Annotated in this window: 17 protein-coding genes; 9 read left to right on the forward strand and 8 right to left on the reverse strand. The window is 50.4% G+C overall.

Annotated elements, in window-relative coordinates:
- Positions 1-19: 19 nt before the first annotated feature.
- Positions 20-874 carry an HTH-type transcriptional regulator HdfR gene (gene hdfR / locus BZG75_RS03070; protein WP_077460851.1) on the forward strand — a complete coding sequence of 285 codons (855 nt, stop codon included), beginning with the start codon at positions 20-22 and terminating at the stop codon, positions 872-874.
- A 140-nt stretch (positions 875-1014) separates the two neighbouring features.
- Positions 1015-1191 (forward strand): hypothetical protein, encoded by a 177-nt coding sequence (locus tag BZG75_RS15300; RefSeq protein ID WP_158009955.1) that lies wholly within the window; start codon positions 1015-1017, stop codon positions 1189-1191.
- An 84-nt stretch (positions 1192-1275) separates the two neighbouring features.
- On the opposite strand, the gene nagZ is transcribed toward BZG75_RS15300, so the two are convergent.
- Positions 1276-2280 carry a beta-N-acetylhexosaminidase gene (gene nagZ, locus BZG75_RS03075; protein WP_021023779.1) on the reverse strand — a complete coding sequence of 335 codons (1005 nt, stop codon included), beginning with the start codon at positions 2278-2280 and terminating at the stop codon, positions 1276-1278.
- Between the two features lie 143 nt (positions 2281-2423).
- Here nagZ and BZG75_RS03080 point away from each other — a divergent pair, with 143 nt between their 5' ends.
- Both BZG75_RS03080 and murQ read left to right on the forward strand, forming a co-directional pair.
- Positions 2424-3536 (forward strand): anhydro-N-acetylmuramic acid kinase, encoded by a 1113-nt coding sequence (locus tag BZG75_RS03080; protein ID WP_077460850.1) that lies wholly within the window; start codon positions 2424-2426, stop codon positions 3534-3536.
- Positions 3537-3545: 9 nt separating this feature from the next.
- The gene (gene murQ, locus BZG75_RS03085; protein WP_077460849.1) at positions 3546-4469 is read left to right on the forward strand and encodes an N-acetylmuramic acid 6-phosphate etherase; all 924 of its coding nucleotides are present in this window, start codon (positions 3546-3548) and stop codon (positions 4467-4469) included.
- 52 nt (positions 4470-4521) lie between these two features.
- Here the strand turns inward: murQ and BZG75_RS03090 are convergent, their stop codons facing one another.
- Complete coding sequence (locus tag BZG75_RS03090) at positions 4522-7095, reverse strand: EAL domain-containing protein (RefSeq protein WP_077460848.1); 2574 nt, start codon at positions 7093-7095, stop codon at positions 4522-4524.
- A gap of 346 nt (positions 7096-7441) precedes the next feature.
- Here BZG75_RS03090 and BZG75_RS03095 point away from each other — a divergent pair, with 346 nt between their 5' ends.
- The 5 genes from BZG75_RS03095 to cspE (BZG75_RS03115) all read left to right on the forward strand — a co-directional run bounded on the left by BZG75_RS03095 (position 7442) and on the right by cspE (BZG75_RS03115) (position 12723).
- A complete protein-coding gene (locus BZG75_RS03095; RefSeq protein ID WP_077460847.1) occupies positions 7442-8458 on the forward strand; it encodes a sugar-binding transcriptional regulator in 1017 nt (338 codons plus the stop codon).
- A 180-nt stretch (positions 8459-8638) separates the two neighbouring features.
- On the forward strand, positions 8639-9589 hold the full coding sequence (gene tal / locus BZG75_RS03100) for a transaldolase (protein ID WP_077460846.1): 951 nt from the start codon (positions 8639-8641) through the stop codon (positions 9587-9589).
- Positions 9590-9687: 98 nt separating this feature from the next.
- Positions 9688-11682 (forward strand): transketolase, encoded by a 1995-nt coding sequence (tkt, locus tag BZG75_RS03105; protein WP_077576141.1) that lies wholly within the window; start codon positions 9688-9690, stop codon positions 11680-11682.
- A gap of 278 nt (positions 11683-11960) precedes the next feature.
- Entirely contained in the window at positions 11961-12173 is a 213-nt protein-coding gene (gene cspE, locus BZG75_RS03110; RefSeq protein WP_077460844.1) for a transcription antiterminator/RNA stability regulator CspE, read from the forward strand.
- Between the two features lie 337 nt (positions 12174-12510).
- Positions 12511-12723, forward strand: a complete 213-nt coding sequence (gene cspE, locus BZG75_RS03115; RefSeq protein ID WP_021023787.1) for a transcription antiterminator/RNA stability regulator CspE — start codon at positions 12511-12513, stop codon at positions 12721-12723.
- A 226-nt stretch (positions 12724-12949) separates the two neighbouring features.
- Here cspE (BZG75_RS03115) and BZG75_RS03120 read toward each other — a convergent pair whose 3' ends face one another.
- From BZG75_RS03120 to BZG75_RS03145, 6 genes are read right to left on the reverse strand one after another with little or no spacing between them, the layout of a single operon-like run.
- Positions 12950-14122 (reverse strand): tetratricopeptide repeat protein, encoded by a 1173-nt coding sequence (locus BZG75_RS03120; RefSeq protein ID WP_077576143.1) that lies wholly within the window; start codon positions 14120-14122, stop codon positions 12950-12952.
- A complete protein-coding gene (locus tag BZG75_RS03125; RefSeq protein WP_077576144.1) occupies positions 14122-14748 on the reverse strand; it encodes an energy transducer TonB in 627 nt (208 codons plus the stop codon). Before BZG75_RS03125 ends, BZG75_RS03120 begins: the two co-directional genes overlap by 1 nt.
- Positions 14745-15152 carry an ExbD/TolR family protein gene (locus BZG75_RS03130; RefSeq protein WP_021023790.1) on the reverse strand — a complete coding sequence of 136 codons (408 nt, stop codon included), beginning with the start codon at positions 15150-15152 and terminating at the stop codon, positions 14745-14747. The genes BZG75_RS03125 and BZG75_RS03130 overlap by 4 nt, the downstream gene beginning before the upstream one ends.
- Complete coding sequence (locus BZG75_RS03135; RefSeq protein WP_021023791.1) at positions 15152-15700, reverse strand: MotA/TolQ/ExbB proton channel family protein; 549 nt, start codon at positions 15698-15700, stop codon at positions 15152-15154. The genes BZG75_RS03130 and BZG75_RS03135 overlap by 1 nt, the downstream gene beginning before the upstream one ends.
- The gene (locus BZG75_RS03140; protein ID WP_077576145.1) at positions 15697-17046 is read right to left on the reverse strand and encodes a MotA/TolQ/ExbB proton channel family protein; all 1350 of its coding nucleotides are present in this window, start codon (positions 17044-17046) and stop codon (positions 15697-15699) included. Before BZG75_RS03140 ends, BZG75_RS03135 begins: the two co-directional genes overlap by 4 nt.
- Positions 17043-17819, reverse strand: coding sequence for a DUF3450 domain-containing protein (locus BZG75_RS03145; protein WP_108742876.1), 777 nt, complete (start codon positions 17817-17819; stop codon positions 17043-17045). The genes BZG75_RS03140 and BZG75_RS03145 overlap by 4 nt, the downstream gene beginning before the upstream one ends.
- Positions 17820-17886 lie beyond the last annotated feature (67 nt).

The raw sequence follows: 17886 nt of genomic DNA on the forward strand, positions 1-17886 counted from the left end.
AGTCACGAGGATATAAGTATTGGATATTCAACTGCTGCGTACATTTATTGAAGTCAGCAAGACCCGCCATTTCGGTCATGCGGCGGATAATCTTTATCTGACCCAATCCGCAGTCAGCTTTCGTATTCGCCAACTCGAAACCCAGTTAGGCACCGCACTGTTTATTCGTCAGCGCAATAATGTTCGCCTCACAGAAGCAGGTGAGCGTTTATTTCCCTATGCAGAAACTATGCTGCAAACTTGGCAACGTGCGCAACACGATGTCAGTGCCATACAAGCCGCCAGTAGCCAATTAACATTTGGGGCGTCACCGATGTTATGGGAGCTTGATGGCGTAAGCGCATGGATAAATCAGATAGGTGCAGACCATACCGACTGGCTACTCCGTGCTGAATCAACGCCAAGGCAATTACTCGCTCGCCATTTAATTGAGAAGCGCATCGACGCGGGCCTAACGTCAGAGTTACCAAAACTTGAAGGGCTGCAGTCTCATCACCTTGGCAATTATCAATTACAGCTGGTCAGCCACGTCGCTCATCTTCACCTGGATAAGAGTGATGAGCTACCGCTTATCTATCTTGACTGGGGCACACAATTTGCGAGTGCACAAAGCCAAATAGCGCAGTTACAGCGCCCACCGGTGTTACACACCCAGTCGTGCCACCTGGCGTTAAACTATTTGCTCACACATGGCGGCATCGCATTTCTGCCTTCCTTGGCGATTCAACAGTACCTAGACAGCAAACGACTTCATTTAGTTGATAAAGTACAAGCGCTTACCCATCCTCTTCACCTTATCTGGCTGACGAACAACGATAAAAGCAATTTAATCAGTCAGTTAATAGAATCAAACGGTCAGCTTTACGCCGGTTAAAAAAACGGTCGTTTGCGGCGAATTTCACTAGTCGGTGGGGCATTTTTCGGCTATCTTAAAATTGTTAGGCAACAACATACTGCCTAATCATCCGGCTACACGTAGCCTTAAAAATCAACAAGCGTTAGGAAAGCACCACCATGGCACAGTGGGATCAATGGTTAAAACACGGCTCTCAACAAAAAGAGAAGTTTAAATCTCGCCACCACGACGATTTTGATGACGATATGTCACACGGCAAAAAAGGCAAAAAACGTCAAAGCAAACGCGCGCACCGACCTCAGCAAGAGGACAGCTACTTCGGTGATGACCGCTAACTGCGTTGATACGTTTGTCGTCAAAATTAAAAAAGGCAATGCGTCGGCGTTGCCTTTTTGTTGCCACTTATCACCGAGACGGTGTTAGGCTTGCATCGTTCGCCAATGGGTATCGAACGCCGTTAATACGGCATGCGTCGTTTGCCACAATGGATTTTGCTTAAGTGTCTGCCAATCAATCGGCGTCCGTACCCGGAGTGCATCTGCCATTGGCACGGATTGAATCGGTAATGCATCTAAAACCGACACCGCACTTGCGCGATCATTGCAGATCAGCGTCATATCACACCCTGCATCCAGTGCTGCCTTAGCACGAGAAGGGGCATCACCAAACACATGCGCCCCACCCATGCTTAAGTCATCCGAGAAGATAATCCCTTTAAATCCGAGTTGCTGACGCAAAATATGAGTTAGCCAATAGCGTGAGCCACTGGCAGGCTGTGTATCATGCTGCGGATAGACCACATGCGCAGGCATAACCGCATCCAATAAGCCTTGTTCAATAAACGCTTTAAAAATAGCGAAATCAGACGACTGCAGAATATCACGCGGATCTTCAGGGGTGACTAAATGAGAGTCTTCTAACACAGCACCATGCCCCGGAAAATGCTTCCCGGTAGTTGCCATGCCGGCACGGCGCATACCCATTGAAAAGGCGCTGGCGTATTGTGTCACCACCTGTTGTTCTTCACCGAACGCGCGATCTTTAATGGCGGCACACGCAAAGCCGCGATCAAGCACAGGTGCAAAGCTCAAATCAATCCCATGCGCAATTAACTCGGCGGCCATCAACCATCCGGCTTGCTCAGCCATCTCTGTGGCTGCACCAAGTGCATGATAAGACTGTGCGGCCGGGATCGGCGTAAACGCTTCTCGAAAGCGTTGAACGCGTCCACCTTCTTGATCCACACCAATCAAGATATCTCGGCCTGCCGCCGCACGAATAGACTGTGTCAGTGCGCGAAGCTGCGCGGAATCGTAATAGTTGCGGGCAAACAAAATCACGCCACCGACGCTCGGATGCGCGAGAATTTCTTTCTCTTCATTATCGATTTGCTCTGCGTGCACATCGAGCCAAACGGGTCCCATTATGTCTCCTTCATCCTGCGTTTATCACAGACGAATAATCAAGCACTTTGCGAGATATCGCAATCTGTTTATACTCGCTGTTTGTGTATACCCATTGCGCATTACTGCTATCGTACCGTCGTCATTATGCAAGGAACAGCCACATGTCATACTCTGGAGCCGATATCTATATTGGTGTCATGTCAGGAACCAGTTTAGATAATATCGATGCCGTCGCTGTCAGGTTTACCCAAGCCGGTCAGGTCGAGTCAATTGCGCGATACAGTGATCCGATACCGCAAGACATTAAAGCCACGGTGATTACGTTAAGCCGAGATCACCCTGTGTCAGTGACAACGCTCGGTGAGCTCGATCGTCGCTTAGGCGAATGTTATGCCGCGGCGATTAATACCTTGCTCGAACACGCCGCCTTATTGCCTAAGCATGTCGCCGCGATAGGCTGTCATGGACAAACGGTGTATCACCAGCCAAGTGGGGATTACCCGTTTACCATGCAACTTGGCGACGCTAATGTGATTGCCGCTCGAACCGGTATTACCACTGTTGCCGATTTTCGTCGCAAAGATATGGCGTATGGTGGCCAAGGTGCACCACTGGTGCCCGCATTTCATAACGATTACTTTTCCGATAGCGAACAACCGACTGCGGTGGTCAATATCGGCGGCATCGCTAATGTCTCAATGATATGCCCTGATCGCCCGTTATATGGCTACGACACCGGACCCGGCAACATGCTAATGGATGCGTGGACACAACGACATCGCCATCAAGCCTATGATCGAGATGGTGAATGGGCGGCAAGCTGTGCGCCTTATCAGCCCCTGCTCCAACGGCTACTGTCGGATGCTTACTTTTCTCGCCCTGCGCCCAAAAGCACAGGTCGAGAATATTTTAACCTCGACTGGCTCGACCGTCAGTTGCTCGCGTTTTCGCTCTCCCCCGATCAGGTACAAGCAACACTTTTGGCACTCACCGTTGAGAGTATCGCCATGGCCATACGACCGCTAAAGCGCGGACGCATCTTTGTTTGTGGTGGGGGAGCACATAATCAAACGTTAATGCTCGCGCTGCAACAAGCCATGCCCAACTGGGCAATCGCTCAAACCGATGAAGTCGGGATCCGTTGTGACGATATGGAAGCCATTGCCTTTGCATGGCTTGCTAAACAAACACTCAACCACCAGCCTGGCAACGTCCCTGCCGTGACCGGCGCCAGCCAAGCGTGTTGCTTAGGTGCCATCTATCTACCCTATTAAGGAACATCAATGACAGCCCCCAGCGTCGAGCAACTCAAGCATTTATTATCCGAAACGCGTAATCCCCACACTTACGGACTCGATCAGCAAGATACACTTGGCTTGGTGACCATGATTAATGCCGAAGACCAAGGCGTCGCACTTGCAGTCCAATCACAACTTCCCGCTATCGCTGACGCTGTCGACCACATCGTAGCCGGGTTTAACGCGGGAGGCCGGCTTATCTATATTGGCGCGGGCACCAGTGGACGCCTGGGTGTATTAGATGCCGTTGAGTGCCCGCCTACATTCGGGGTCGGACATGAACAGGTAATTGGCCTTATTGCCGGAGGCGAAAAAGCGATGTTTATCGCCCAAGAGGGAGCGGAAGATGATCCAAAGGCAGGTGTCGCGGATCTAGACGCCCAACACCTCAGTTCGAAAGATGTTGTCGTCGGTATTGCCGCCAGTGGCCGAACGCCGTATGTGGTCGGCGCGCTTGAATTTGCTAAGCAACAAGGTGCTGTCACCATCGCCTTATCATGTAACCCCAACGCCGCGATCAATGCGCATGCTGATATCGCGATAACGCCCGAGGTCGGCCCAGAAGCGCTCACCGGCTCAACCCGTATGAAGTCTGGCACCGCGCAAAAGTTAGTACTAAACCTATTAACCACTGCCGCCATGGTCAAAATCGGTAAGTGTTATCAAAACTTAATGGTCGATGTAAAAGCCACCAATCAAAAACTGGTGACACGCTCAACCCTGATCGTGATGGAAGCGACAGGTTGTGATGAAGCGACCGCGGTTCAGGCTCTGTCCCATGCCGACGGTGAGGTTAAGGTAGCCATTTTTATGGTGTTAACCGGGCAGGACCCGCATTTAGCAAGAAAGCATCTTGAGCAAGCCAACGGACATTTACGCGATGCACTCGCGATGACGCTACAAAACTGAACCTCATAATATCCGTCGCTCTTGCGAACGGTTTACGCTTTTTGAGATCCACCTACCCAGATGAAGAGCGCCGATTTCGTTCACGTATCACTGTACTCGGCTGCGCACTGTCCATTCGTTCCACGTACGCTTGGTATTGGCTAAACGGTAAGGGGCGTGAATAGTAGTAGCCCTGCGAAACGTCCACACCATAACGCCGAAGCAAGCTCTCGGCCTCTTCACTCTCAACCCCTTCGGCAACCACCATCACCCCTAACGATCGCGCCATATCGGTGGTTGCACGAACAATACTTTGGTGGCGGCTACTTTTGGGAAGATCTCGCACGAAGCTGCGATCAATCTTAAGCTCAGTGAAAGGCAATTGAGATAGAAAGTACAAAGACGAATACCCTGTCCCGTAATCATCGATAGAGACTTCAATACCGTTTGCCGATAGATCTGCAATCAACTGCTTGAGCCAATTGTAATCTTCCACCATGATCGATTCGGTCAGTTCGAGTGAAATTAAATTCGTGGGTATATGGCACTCTCGAGCCAGTTTAACCACACGATTGGCCAAATCAGGGATATAGATATCAGACGCACTAATGTTGACCGAAAGCCGACGACAGTGGCCACGGTTAATAAGCTGCGCTTGCTGCTGAAAAGCACGCTTAATCACCCAAAGGGTAAGACTATTAATAATCCCGACATCCTCGGCCATTCGTACAAACACCTCAGGCGATATCTGGCCATACTCTGGGTGCGTCCAACGTGCCAGCACCTCTGAGCCATGGATAGAGCCTGTGCGTAAATCAATTTGCGGTTGGTGATAGAGCTCCAACCCATCATTCTCAATCGCATCTTTTAAATCCGTGACGAGCGAGACATGTAGCTGATGGTGTCGCTGCTCATGAGAATTAAAGTGCGCATAGCTGCCAACAAAAGGACGGTGCTGGTCAATGGCATTTAACGCTCGGCTAATGAGTAATCCTGGATGCTCACCATCGGTTGGATAGTGACAAACACCGATACGCACATTGACTTGCGTAACAAAGGATCCCACGCATAAATCACCATTTAAGCTATCAACTACAGCAGTTAGCACCTGGTCACACGTCTTGCGATCCACATCCTCAATTAAAAAAGCAAACACCCCTTCTTTTAGGCAGCCCAGGCGGTGGCTGGGCATATCACTGTCCGTTTTGATCGCTTGTACCGGCTGAACCGCTAAGGTGTCATTCATACGTGCAGCAATCGCATTGATATATTCATCGCGTGCACTTTCATCTAGATAAGGCAATAAATTGTTATAGTTATCAATCGATAAACAGCACAAATTGAAATTGTTGTTGCGGCTAATGAGGTCGCTGATCACCATGTGCAATACGTTGTTATTAGGAAGGCAACTCAAGGTATCATGAGTCAGCGCTCGCATTTCCTGCATCCTTTGAAAACGAAACCGCTCGGCAACCGCCAGAGAAAATAGAATCATGGTTAGCGCAAGCGCTAGCATCAAGACATAACTTGACAACAGAGTGTACTCAATGTAATTCAGCATCAGTGCGTAGAATGTCAGTCCGCCAGCCATTGCGGGTAGCCAACACAAAATAAATAGAAACAACCAGTATTTACTCGGCTGCCATTGCTGCCACAAGTAATAAATAATCACTCCGTAGACTGGGATTTGCGCAATGAGAACAAAAGAGGCAGACATATAAGCCGGCGTAATAAAGCTCAGTAATGCGAGACCGAGCAGCCCACCCGTCGTGATTAAAAATAGAGATCGCGCGCGTTGATGAATAGGACTACGCGTAAAATCTAAGAAAAAATAGGTAAACCATAACCCGACCGTTAATAAACAAACAGTGAGTGCCACCAAGTGATTACTGATAAATATCTGGACAAAATCAGGGACAAAGTAACGACTAAAGCCATGATTCACACTCACCACTAACGCACTCAACACAGTTGCAAACACATAAATTAAGTACACGCGCTGCCGACTGTATACATAGACACCGGCGCTATAGAGTGCCATCAGCATGGCAAAACTCATAAATCCGCCCCATACCAAATGCAGTGATTTGGCGAAATGGTCATAGCGCCCATGATCCATCACCCATAGTGGCATGGTTGCCATGTCTCGTGACGTTACTTTGATCAAAAGCTGATTAGCATGCTCAGGGAGCAAGGTCACGGGCACTGAGGACGGTAAGGGCAAGCGGTTCAGTCTTTCTGGTGTAATATCGCCAGCTTTTACACGCGAGCGAATCTGTTCACCATCGAGGACGTGATAAGCGTCAAGATAATCAATTGAAGGGTTATCAGTGATCACATGTATCGGCCGCTCAGTGAGGCCCGTATAATCAAAGCCGATGTTGATCCAGTACGTTTGGTAAGCTAATTTCCATGGAATGTGGGTTGGCTCTGATACCGACGTGAAAGGGGCATGTGCCATCACATAATCTAGTGATAGCTCGTTCGTCTCGTCAACAAAGTAACTATAGTTTACGTCAAGAAGAGGCTGCTCTTCGGTCGTACCCTCACTGAGATCAGCAATCCACACCCCGAACGTACTCAAGGCGAGTAATGCGAGCAATGTCGCCCCCCAGATCAGGGGTTGTCGTGATTGTAGTGCGTGCATCAAGCCACACTCCCTTAGCCAAAGACAAGCTCGTCATCATGCTATTTTTCTACGTAGCCGCGAGTCTCTTCTACACAGCCGCTAGTAGTTTTGTTTGAACGAGCACTAATAAACTTAGATAGCAATGGCTACTTTTTCAAACAGAGCACACCACGCATTCTCGTTTGCTCGCGATTTCAACGATATTCTCGTCAATCGATAACCGAGCACCGTAACAGCTTATGAACATTGGTATCGCGACAGAACATTTGTTCGTTTTGTATAACAGGCGTATACTGGTAAGCATTGCATTCATCGTGCCTTTAAACGCAACCTAAGGTACCGTTCAGTCGCGAGACCATCGAGCATGAGCATATCAACGCCCCCTGATCACTATCACGAAGACACCGACTTATTAACTGAAATCGCCATTTTGTACTATCAACAAAGCGCGACTCAGGAAGAAATTGCTCGCAAATATAAAATCAGTCGCCCCAAAGTAAGCCGTCTTTTACGTAAAGCGCGTGAAGAAGGTATTGTAGAAATCACGGTCAAATTCCATCCCGTACACAGTGCCCAGCTCGAACAGCGATTGATGGCCAGGTTTAACCTTAAACGCGCCTTAATTTCACTCGACCAACCGAGCGCCGAAGAACAACGTACACAAGTCGCGACCTTGGTATCCTCTTATCTTGACGGTAACCTTAACGATGGCATGGTGGTTGCGGTGGGCCAAGGTCAAAATGTCGCAGCGGTCGCCGATCACCCGGGTGTTGTCTCGCATCGTCAAGCCCGGTTTGTTTGCGCAATAGGCGGCACACACCGCAGCGGTGACGCGTTTAATGCCGATCATATCTGTCGACGATTAGCCAAAAAGTTTGGGGGGAGCAGTGAAACCCTATACGCCCCAGCGTATGTGGATAATGAGTCGATTCAACAGGTGTTCGTGTCCCATCCGAATATCAGTGAAACCTTGAACCAGGCCAGAAAAGCAGAGTTTGCACTGGTCGGCATTGGCGATATGGATGAGAATAGTCATATGGTCAAATTGGGTTGCTTTACCGCACGCGAGTTTGTTGAAGCACGGGTGAATCATGGTATTGTCGGAGACATCGGCGGTTTTGATTTCTTCCGACTTGACGGACAACCCACGGATAACCTGATGCGTGGTCGTGTGGTTGGACTGGCGATGCCAGATTTGGCACGTATTCCGAGTGTTATTGCCATGGCGAGCGAGAGCCGCAAAGCCTTATCGATACTCGGTGCGCTGAGAACGGGCGTTATCGATGTACTCGCGACCAGTGCAAGCTGCGCAATGGCCCTGCTGAATATGTCGGAGCCTGCACCTGATGAAAGCGTGTTCACATTTCAACAGGATGAGTAAATTCGTGACAAAAGAGTGAGACGTAACTCTCTTTATATCGCAATACAATTGACAAGTGGCGTAAAAAACTCAAAGATCGTCACATCATTTGCTCAGACGCGTTGCATCTGTTCATATTCAGATCAAGCGTTAGCACGTAACTCGGCGTCTGGGCCTACCACGTAAAGAAGGTGAGTGAAGATGAGCAACAAACTGGACCAACTCCGAGCCCTAACCACCGTTGTCGCAGACACAGGCGATATCGAAGCGATTAAAAAGTACCAACCGCAAGACGCAACCACCAACCCTTCGCTGATCCTGAAAGCCGCGCAAATCAAAGAGTATGCGCCATTGATTGATGAAGCGATTGCGTATGCGAAATCACACAGCAGTGATGCCGACCAACAAATCGCCGATACCTGTGACCGCCTCGCAGTGAACATCGGTAAAGAAATTCTTAATGTCATTCCTGGTCGCATCTCCACAGAAGTCGATGCCCGTTTATCCTATGACACCGACGCAAGCGTTGCTAAAGCACGTAAGCTGATCAGCATGTACAACGAAGCGGGGATCAGCAACGATCGTATCCTGATCAAACTGGCTTCAACCTGGGAAGGCATTCGTGCCGCTGAAATCCTGGAAAAAGAAGGGATCAATTGTAACCTGACGCTATTATTCTCGTTCGCACAAGCACGTGCCTGCGCAGAAGCCGGCGCTTACCTGATTTCACCGTTTGTTGGCCGTATTATGGATTGGTACAAAGCCAAAGAAGGCCGTGATTTTGAGCCTGCAGAAGACCCAGGCGTGAAGTCCGTTACCACCATTTATAACTACTACAAAGCACACGGCTACGACACCGTTGTGATGGGCGCAAGCTTCCGCAATGCCGGTGAGATCCTAGAATTAGCCGGCTGTGACCGCCTCACGATCAGCCCACAATTGTTGCAAGAGCTAAGCGATGCTGAAGGCGATATTCCTGTGAAGCTAAAAGACACAGGCGCCACCGAGCAACGCCCAGCAGCAATGACCCATGCGGAATTCTTGTGGGAACACAACCAAGATCCGATGGCCATCGAAAAACTTGCTGAAGGCATCCGAAACTTCGCGGTCGATCAAGGTAAACTTGAAGACATGATTCGCGAACAACTGTGATCCAACCCAAAGCGTGATTTAACACAATAAAAGCGGTTTAGGCCGCTTTTATGATATCGTTTTCTCTTATTTCACCTGTTCAACCTGTAGGTAAACACATGGAACGCAAAATGTTAGCCAACGCCATCCGCGCCCTTGCGATGGACGGTGTTCAAAAAGCCAAATCTGGTCACCCAGGCGCCCCAATGGGCATGGCCGATATCGCCGAAGTATTGTGGCGTGACCACATGAATCATAACCCGCAAAACCCAGATTGGGCTAACCGTGATCGCTTTGTGCTCTCAAACGGCCACGGCTCAATGTTGATCTATTCATTGTTGCACCTGACTGGCTACGATCTTGCTATCGACGATCTGAAGCAGTTCCGTCAATTGCACTCGAATACCCCAGGCCACCCTGAATATGGCTATGCACCGGGTATTGAAACCACCACTGGCCCACTCGGCCAAGGGATTACCAACGCCGTCGGTATGGCCGTTGCTGAAAAAGCACTGGCAGCACAATTTAACCGTGACGGTCACAACATCGTCGATCACCACACCTACGCATTCTTGGGTGATGGCTGCTTGATGGAAGGCATCTCTCACGAATCGTGCTCACTGGCGGGCACGCTAGGTCTCGGTAAATTGATCGCATTCTGGGATGACAACGGCATCTCAATCGACGGTCACGTTGAGGGTTGGTTCTCTGACGACACCGCTAAGCGTTTTGAATCTTACGGTTGGCATGTGATCCCCGCTGTCGATGGCCACGATGCGGATGCGATTCAAGCTGCATTGAGCGCTGCGAAAGCCGAAACCGGCAAACCGACGCTGATCTGCACCAAAACCACCATCGGTTATGGCTCGCCAAATAAATCAGGCAGCCACGATTGTCACGGCGCGCCGCTGGGTGATGACGAAGTACAAGCCGCACGTGAATTCCTAGGTTGGGAACACGCGCCTTTCGAGATCCCACAAGACATCTATGCACAGTGGGACGCCAAAGAAGCCGGCGCAGCTAAAGAAGCAGCTTGGAACGAGCAGTTTGCCGCATATCAAGCACAATACCCTGAGCTTGCCGCCGAGTTTACCCGTCGTATGAACGGTGAACTGCCAAGCAACTGGGACAGCGAAACTCAAAAACTGATTGCGGATCTGCAAGCCAATCCAGCTAAGATCGCATCACGTAAAGCGTCGCAAAACGTCTTAGAAGCGTTCGGCAAACTGCTACCAGAACTGCTCGGTGGCTCAGCCGACTTGGCACCGTCTAACTTGACCATGTGGTCAGGCTCGAAAGCGATCACCGCAGACGACGCGAGCGGCAACTACCTGCACTATGGTGTGCGCGAGTTCGGGATGACCGCCATCATCAACGGTATTGCCCTGCACGGCGGGTTTGTTCCTTACGGGGCGACCTTCCTGATTTTCATGGAGTATGCACGTAATGCCATGCGCATGGCGGCACTGATGAAAACGCAGAACATTCAGGTTTACACCCACGACTCAATTGGCTTGGGTGAAGATGGCCCAACTCACCAGCCGGTCGAGCAAATGGCTAACCTGCGCCAAACGCCGAACATGAGCACCTGGCGCCCTTGTGACCAAGTCGAATCGGCAGTAGCGTGGAAAGCCGCGGTAGAGCGTAAAGACGGCCCAAGTGCGCTGATCTTCTCGCGTCAAGGCCTGGCTCAGCAAGAGCGCGACGAGACCCAACTGGCGAACGTTGCCAAAGGCGGTTATATCCTCAAAGACTGTGCAGGCAAACCTGACCTGATCTTTATTGCGACTGGCTCTGAAGTAGAGCTGGCTGTTGAATCAGCTGCTCAGCTAGGCGAAGCAGGCAAACAAGTCCGTGTGGTCTCTATGCCAAGCACTGACTTATTCGATAAGCAAGATGCCGCTTATCGCGAGTCGGTATTGCCATCAGACGTCACCGCTCGTATTGCCATTGAAGCGGGTATTGCTGACTACTGGTACAAGTACGTTGGCCTAGACGGTCGCGTCGTCGGGATGACCACCTTCGGTGAATCCGCGCCCGCTGACGAGCTGTTCAAAATGTTCGGCTTCACGGTTGAAAACGTGGTTAACACTGCAGAAGAGCTGCTGTCTTAACAGCACACTGATTGCACGTTAACCCTGCTAAGGCCAGTCAACGATGACTGGCCTTTTTTTGTCCAAATGAACATCATCGCTTTACAAGTGAACAGATTGCTGTACGGTGGTCACAGCTCTGGAACACGGAGCGTCAATGATTCATCAAGTAAAAGGCAACATAAGCTGCACTATTATCTGTATTATAGAGTTTCTAACGTTACCCGCTTTCGCTTCTAGACATGTCATCGACTCCGTTCAAAGCTATCCTAATTTTTGTAATTTAAGAGAGAATGATTATGTCTAATCAAGCAACTGGTATCGTCAAATGGTTTAACGAAGAAAAAGGGTTTGGTTTTATCACCCGCGAAAATGGCGAAAAGGACGTGTTTGTCCACTTCCGCGCTATCGTTGGTGACGGTTTTAAAACCCTGACTGAAGGTCAACAAGTTAACTTCACCGTTGAACAAGGCCAAAAAGGCCCACAGGCCTCTGAAGTTTCTGTCGCATAAGAAATCAGACCTGATTGATAAGGGGCGCTTAGGCGTCCTTTTTTTCATCTCAATTTGGCTATCCTACCGAATCACAAGCAAAAATTGCTTTGTTTTCCCCGCAAACATAGAGCACCTGAAAATTAAATATCATAAAGGCTTTACATGTGGGTGGATTGCTGTATTGTGGTGTCAGCTCTGGAACACGGAGCGTCAATGATTCATCAAGTAAAAGTCAACATAAGCTGCGCTATTATCAATATTATAGAGTTTCTAACGTTACCTACTTTCGCTTCTAGACATGTCATCGACTCCGTTCAAAGCTATCCTATTTTTAGTAATTTAAGAGAGAATGATTATGTCTAATCAAGCAACTGGTATCGTAAAGTGGTTTAACGAAGAGAAAGGTTTCGGTTTCATTACTCGTGACAACGGTGAAAAGGACGTGTTTGTACACTTCCGTGCTATCGTTGGTGACGGTTTCAAAACCCTAACTGAAGGCCAACGTGTGAACTTCACCGTTGAGCAAGGCCAAAAAGGCCCACAGGCGTCTGACGTTTCTGTAGCATAAGAAACCGAGTCTGATTGATAAAGGGCGCCTAGGCGTCCTTTTTTTGTGTCTATGATTCGGGAATAGCCCGTATATCGACACAAAACCAAAAAGCCCCAGCCATTTGGCATACTGCCTGGCTGGGGCTTTTTGTTAGTTAGCGTTGTTTTTTCACTTGGTATTATAATCGCCTCGCATCATTATCGCTTCACCCGTGAACGCTTGGCAGCTTAGCTTTGCTGCATTTTTAGCTCTTCTGCATTTGTTGACGCTTTTTCAAAAAGGTCAGCCAGCTTTCTACTGCATCATCCGGCGCAATCTGTTTGGCAAGACGCGCTTGTTTCAGTGCCTGATCATACTGCTTCAGCTTGTAGTGAGCTTGGACTTTTGCCAACGCAATATCTTTGTCCGAAGCGCCTTTATCAGCATGCTCAAGCGAAGTAAGTGCTTGCTGATACTCGCCTTGTTGGATCTGCATTAACGCGAGTTGCCAGTGGTATTGGCTATCTTTTTTCACCGCCTGTTTCCATGCCCCGATCGCTTGTGGCCATTCCCGAGCCTGCTGCCAAAGGCTTGCCTGTTGCGCCAGCGTTTGCGCATCTTGCTCTGAGGCGGGTAAACGTTTTAGCCATTGCGCCGCACGCTCTGGTACGCCCTCATTGGCATAGAGCTGGGCAACCGTACGCTGTTCGCTTGGCTCAAGGGTAATGCCTTGGCGCTGCGCCAGTAAGTAAGTGCTAATTGCCTCTTTTGGCTGTTGCAATCGCACATAGTTTCCGGCCAGTTGCCGCCACCACTGCTTATTGTCAGGCTCACGCTTAATCAACGCTTTCAGCGTCGGTGTGGCACCACGCCATTGCTCAAGCTGAAGCTGAGCCCCTAATTTAAGTGATAAGGCCGATACACTGGCAGTGCTTGTGACCACATCTTGATAATCGGGATACGCCTTTAATACCTGGCTCCACTGTTCACGCTGATAATGTGCCTGCATAATGCGCAGCCACACATCTTCACTTTGATCCGCCTTTTCTTTGGGGATCGCGCGAGCCAACGGGTAGTAATATTGCAGCGCCGACGCATACTGGCCATCGATCAGCAATAAATCGGCTAACATGCGCTTGGTTTGCCACGCTTGTGCATCTTGCAGCTGCTCACTGTCCACCGCACGCTGAATATGCACAATGGCTTGGTCATTATTGCCATATTGCCAATAAAACACCCCTAATGAGCGATCCACAAACGCTTTGTCATACGCCCGACTGACACTCAAATTATCGAGCAGCGCAATGGCTTCACCCAGTTTTGCATCTTGCTCAAGGGTTTGTGCTTTTTCAATCGCGCGTGCCACCGATGGCGAAAGCTGCGCGGCAGCAGGCACCGACATCAATAGCAACGCGCCAATAAATAGTCTTTTCCACATCAGCGTAAATTAAACTCCAATTTGACCTGTTGCCCGGGTTGCGCCACCGCATTACCGTCGACCACTCTCGGCTCGTATTTCCACTTCCGTAGGGCACGTAATGCCTCACGTTCAAACACACGCGGTGGATTGGCATCAACCACTGTTAAATCTTGCGGGCGACCCGATGGAGCAATGGTAAAACGCACCACCACATAGCCTTCTAAGTTTCGGCGCATCGCACGCGGCGGGTAATTGGGCTCCACCCGGAACAATGGCATCGCTTGTTGGTTATTGGGGCCGGTATTCAGATTTAGCTCACCCAATGAAGGCGCTTGTACCATCACCCCTTGGATCCCACTTTGCAGATCCAAATTAGGCATATCAGGCTGTGGTGATGAGGTAGACTGCGATTGCGTCACCGGCGTGGGTGTGTCAGGCACTTCGGGCGGTTTAGGCCGCTCTGGCACAGTCCGCTGGCGACGCTGCACCTTGGTATCCGGCTCTTGCATAAAAATATCGATGCGCGTTGACGACGATGTTTCCTGCGGACGTTGACTGCTATGGCCTACCATCAATGCCATCAACATAAAAAGCCCTAAAGTAAACACCAACGCCACCGGCATTGAAATCAACCATCGCTTCATTGCGGTGACTCCGTTGCCAACGCAATACTACCAATACCCGCCCCTTTTGCCGCATCCATCACCTTGACGACCGTGCCATTATACGCCAGTTCATCAGCCTGAATCACCAAAGACGCATCCGGTTTATCCAGCAATAAGTGCTCTAGCGTGGCTTCAACACGCTCAACATCCACGAGACGTTTATCGATATAGATCTCGTTAGAGGCCGTCACCGCAATAAATATACCGGCCTCTTTCTGGCTGGTGGCGTGACTCGCTTCTGGACGGTTCACTTCAACGCCTGACTCGCGCACAAATGAGCTGGTGACAATAAAAAAGATCAACATGATGAACACAATGTCCAACATGGAGGTTAAATCAACTTGCGCTTCTTCGCGCTGTTTTTGGGCTCGAATCAATCGCATTACTGACTCCGAAGCGCCTGCTCGAGCGCAATTTCGCGGCGCTGACAGGCTTTAACTAAACGAGCATGGGCAAACATCCCAGCTAAGGCCGCCACCATTCCCGCCATGGTGGGTAAGGTTGCCATGGAGATCCCTGATGCCATCAAACGTGGGTCGCTAGTGCCTTGACTTGCCATCACATCAAACACAGAGATCATACCGGTCACCGTGCCAAGCAATCCGAGCATCGGACAAATCGCCACCAAGGCTTTAATAAATCCTAAATAGCGCCCCAACTCTTGCTGGGCTTGAAACAAGACCCCTTGACGAATGGCTCGGGCATACCAAGAGCGCTGATCGGCGCGCGCCTGCCAAGCACGCACCCATGCATCACGCTGTGCGGGAAAGCGAGAGAACAAATACAACAGCCGTTCAATCACCAGCAACCAACACACAAACACGACCGCCCCGAGCCACCACAACACCGGGCCACCTTCCGCCATAAAGTGGCGCAAGGTGTTCCCCAAGTCTTGCTGATTCAGCTGTGAGAATAACTCGACGTCTATCATGCCGTTGGTCCGATTGCCGCCTGATTGTCTGTGGTTTCCGCTTGCTCGGCGACTAAACTAATGCTTTGTTTTTCGAGCATGCCGCGAATATGGTCCGCCTGCCCGCTGAGAATATTATGCGCCAACAGCAAGGGAATCGCCGCAATCAGACCCAATACCGTGGTCACCAGGGCCATTGAGATCCCATCGGCCATGACTTTCGGATCACCATTACCAAACTGGGTGATCACCTGGAAGGTTTCGATCATCCCTGTCACCGTCCCCAACAGGCCTAGCATAGGGGCAAGCGCCGCCAAGAGTTTGAGCATCGACAGGCCTTTTTCACAGCCGTGCTGCTCATCGACCACCGCTTCAAGTAAGCGTAACTCGAGCGATTCGACATCACGGTGGGGCGCATCGTGATAAACCTTAAGCACACGGCCAAGAGGGTTATCTTCGGGGATGTCTGGGTGCTTCAATTGGCGATGCATTTTGGCATGAATCGACAGCAACACTGCCCCGCGGTATAGCGCAATGAGCAAGCCGACGGCCAACAAGGTGGCAATCACTTTGGCAACAAAGCCGCCTTGTGCGAAGCGATCGCCCAGGCTCGGCGCGTTTTCTAGCTGGCCGAGCAACGTGCCACGGGCCGGATCAATCAGTACCGTCTCACCCACTGAAGACACCGCTTGCTCAAGGGTTGACGTGGTTAACGTATTGTCCGGTTGGGCGCGATACGGCACGGCGACTTGGCGATCGGTTTGCCAATTTAGGTAACCTTGATCATTCACTAAGCCGACGTTGCCCACACGCACCACCGCTTGCTCCGATGCCACACCTTGCGCATTTACCACCGGTAACGACACGGTTTGCAGCTCACCGCTGGTTTGCATTTGGGTCAGCATCCCTTGCCATAGGGCATTGAGCTGCTTGAGTGATGGCAATGTATCGGCCGCGACAATATCCGAGACGGTTTGATTAAATGCCGGCTGAGTGATCGCCACATAGCTAGAAACGCCATCGGTTTGAATAGTTTTACTCGCTTGGCGCACCACGCCAAATAGCTCACCTAAACTGCCCGACTCTAAGCGAAGTTTGTCTTCCAACGACGCCAATTGCTGCTCGTTGTCACTAAAAGTATCACTGAGTTTTTCGGTTTCCGTCTCCAGCGCATTCCGGGTTGCCTTGAGCTGATCACGCTTTTGGCGCAGCTCACGTTCCGTCATCGCAAATTGTGCTTCACGCGCTTGGTTGTGCTCACGTGCCTGCTGCTGAGCTTGCTCAGTTTGTCCGACCAAATCATCAGCGTGAGTCAAAGGGGCAACCGCGACCAAACAGGCGGCGGCAATCAGGGTTTTCCAGCTCATGATTTCACCCCTTGGTTGGCACTTAATGGCAAAGATAACAACGACGGGGCCACTTGTTTTTGTGCCACCGCAAAGGCCTTATCCACCGCTTCACCGGCGCTAGCATCTAGCTCGACCCAGGTTTCATCACGGGTGCTCCACACCCAATGCTGCTGACCATCGAGGCGACGCGCCACCAGCGACACACGGCCCAGATGCAAGACATCCACTTGATGCTCGCGACCGTTAAGCACAATGGTATCTTGGTAGGCATCGAGTTTGCTGCCGTAATCACGCTCTATCTGATATGCCTCAAGAATACGACGGAATTTTTCTGAGTCCGCCACATCGGCGCGGCCCATCATCGCCTTCAGTTTTTCAACACGTGCTTGGCGTTGATCGGCTTTGAGCGGAATGTCGTTAGCAAGCCACTGCTCAAGCCCGCCGAGCATGCGATACATCAACGGCACAATGCCTTGACGCGTCTCTTTGATCTCGGTGATTTGATCGCGCAGGCTTTGTGCTTCTGCCTGTTGGTTGCTGACTAAGTTTTGTAAGTGATCGCGGTAGATTTCGAGGTTACTGATTTGCGCCTGGATTTGTTCAATTTCTTGGCGCATGGCTAAACTGCTGTCCGCGCGGCGGTTAATACGAGATTGCGACTGAGCCGCTTCTTGGGTGGTGTTACCCTCGATGGCTTGCGCCTGTTCGAGCTGATCCGCACTGGCAACGGGCGTCAGGGCCAAACAAGCGGCCACTCCCCAAGCAAGGCGAAAAGAAGACGATTTTATCATGGTGATATCTGCAAACATGCTTAATGACAGGGCTTTCGCCCCAAACAAAAGTGAGAATAGTTTCTAT

The sequence above is a fragment of the Salinivibrio sp. AR640 genome, from assembly GCF_001995405.1.
Lineage (GTDB): Bacteria > Pseudomonadota > Gammaproteobacteria > Enterobacterales > Vibrionaceae > Salinivibrio > Salinivibrio costicola.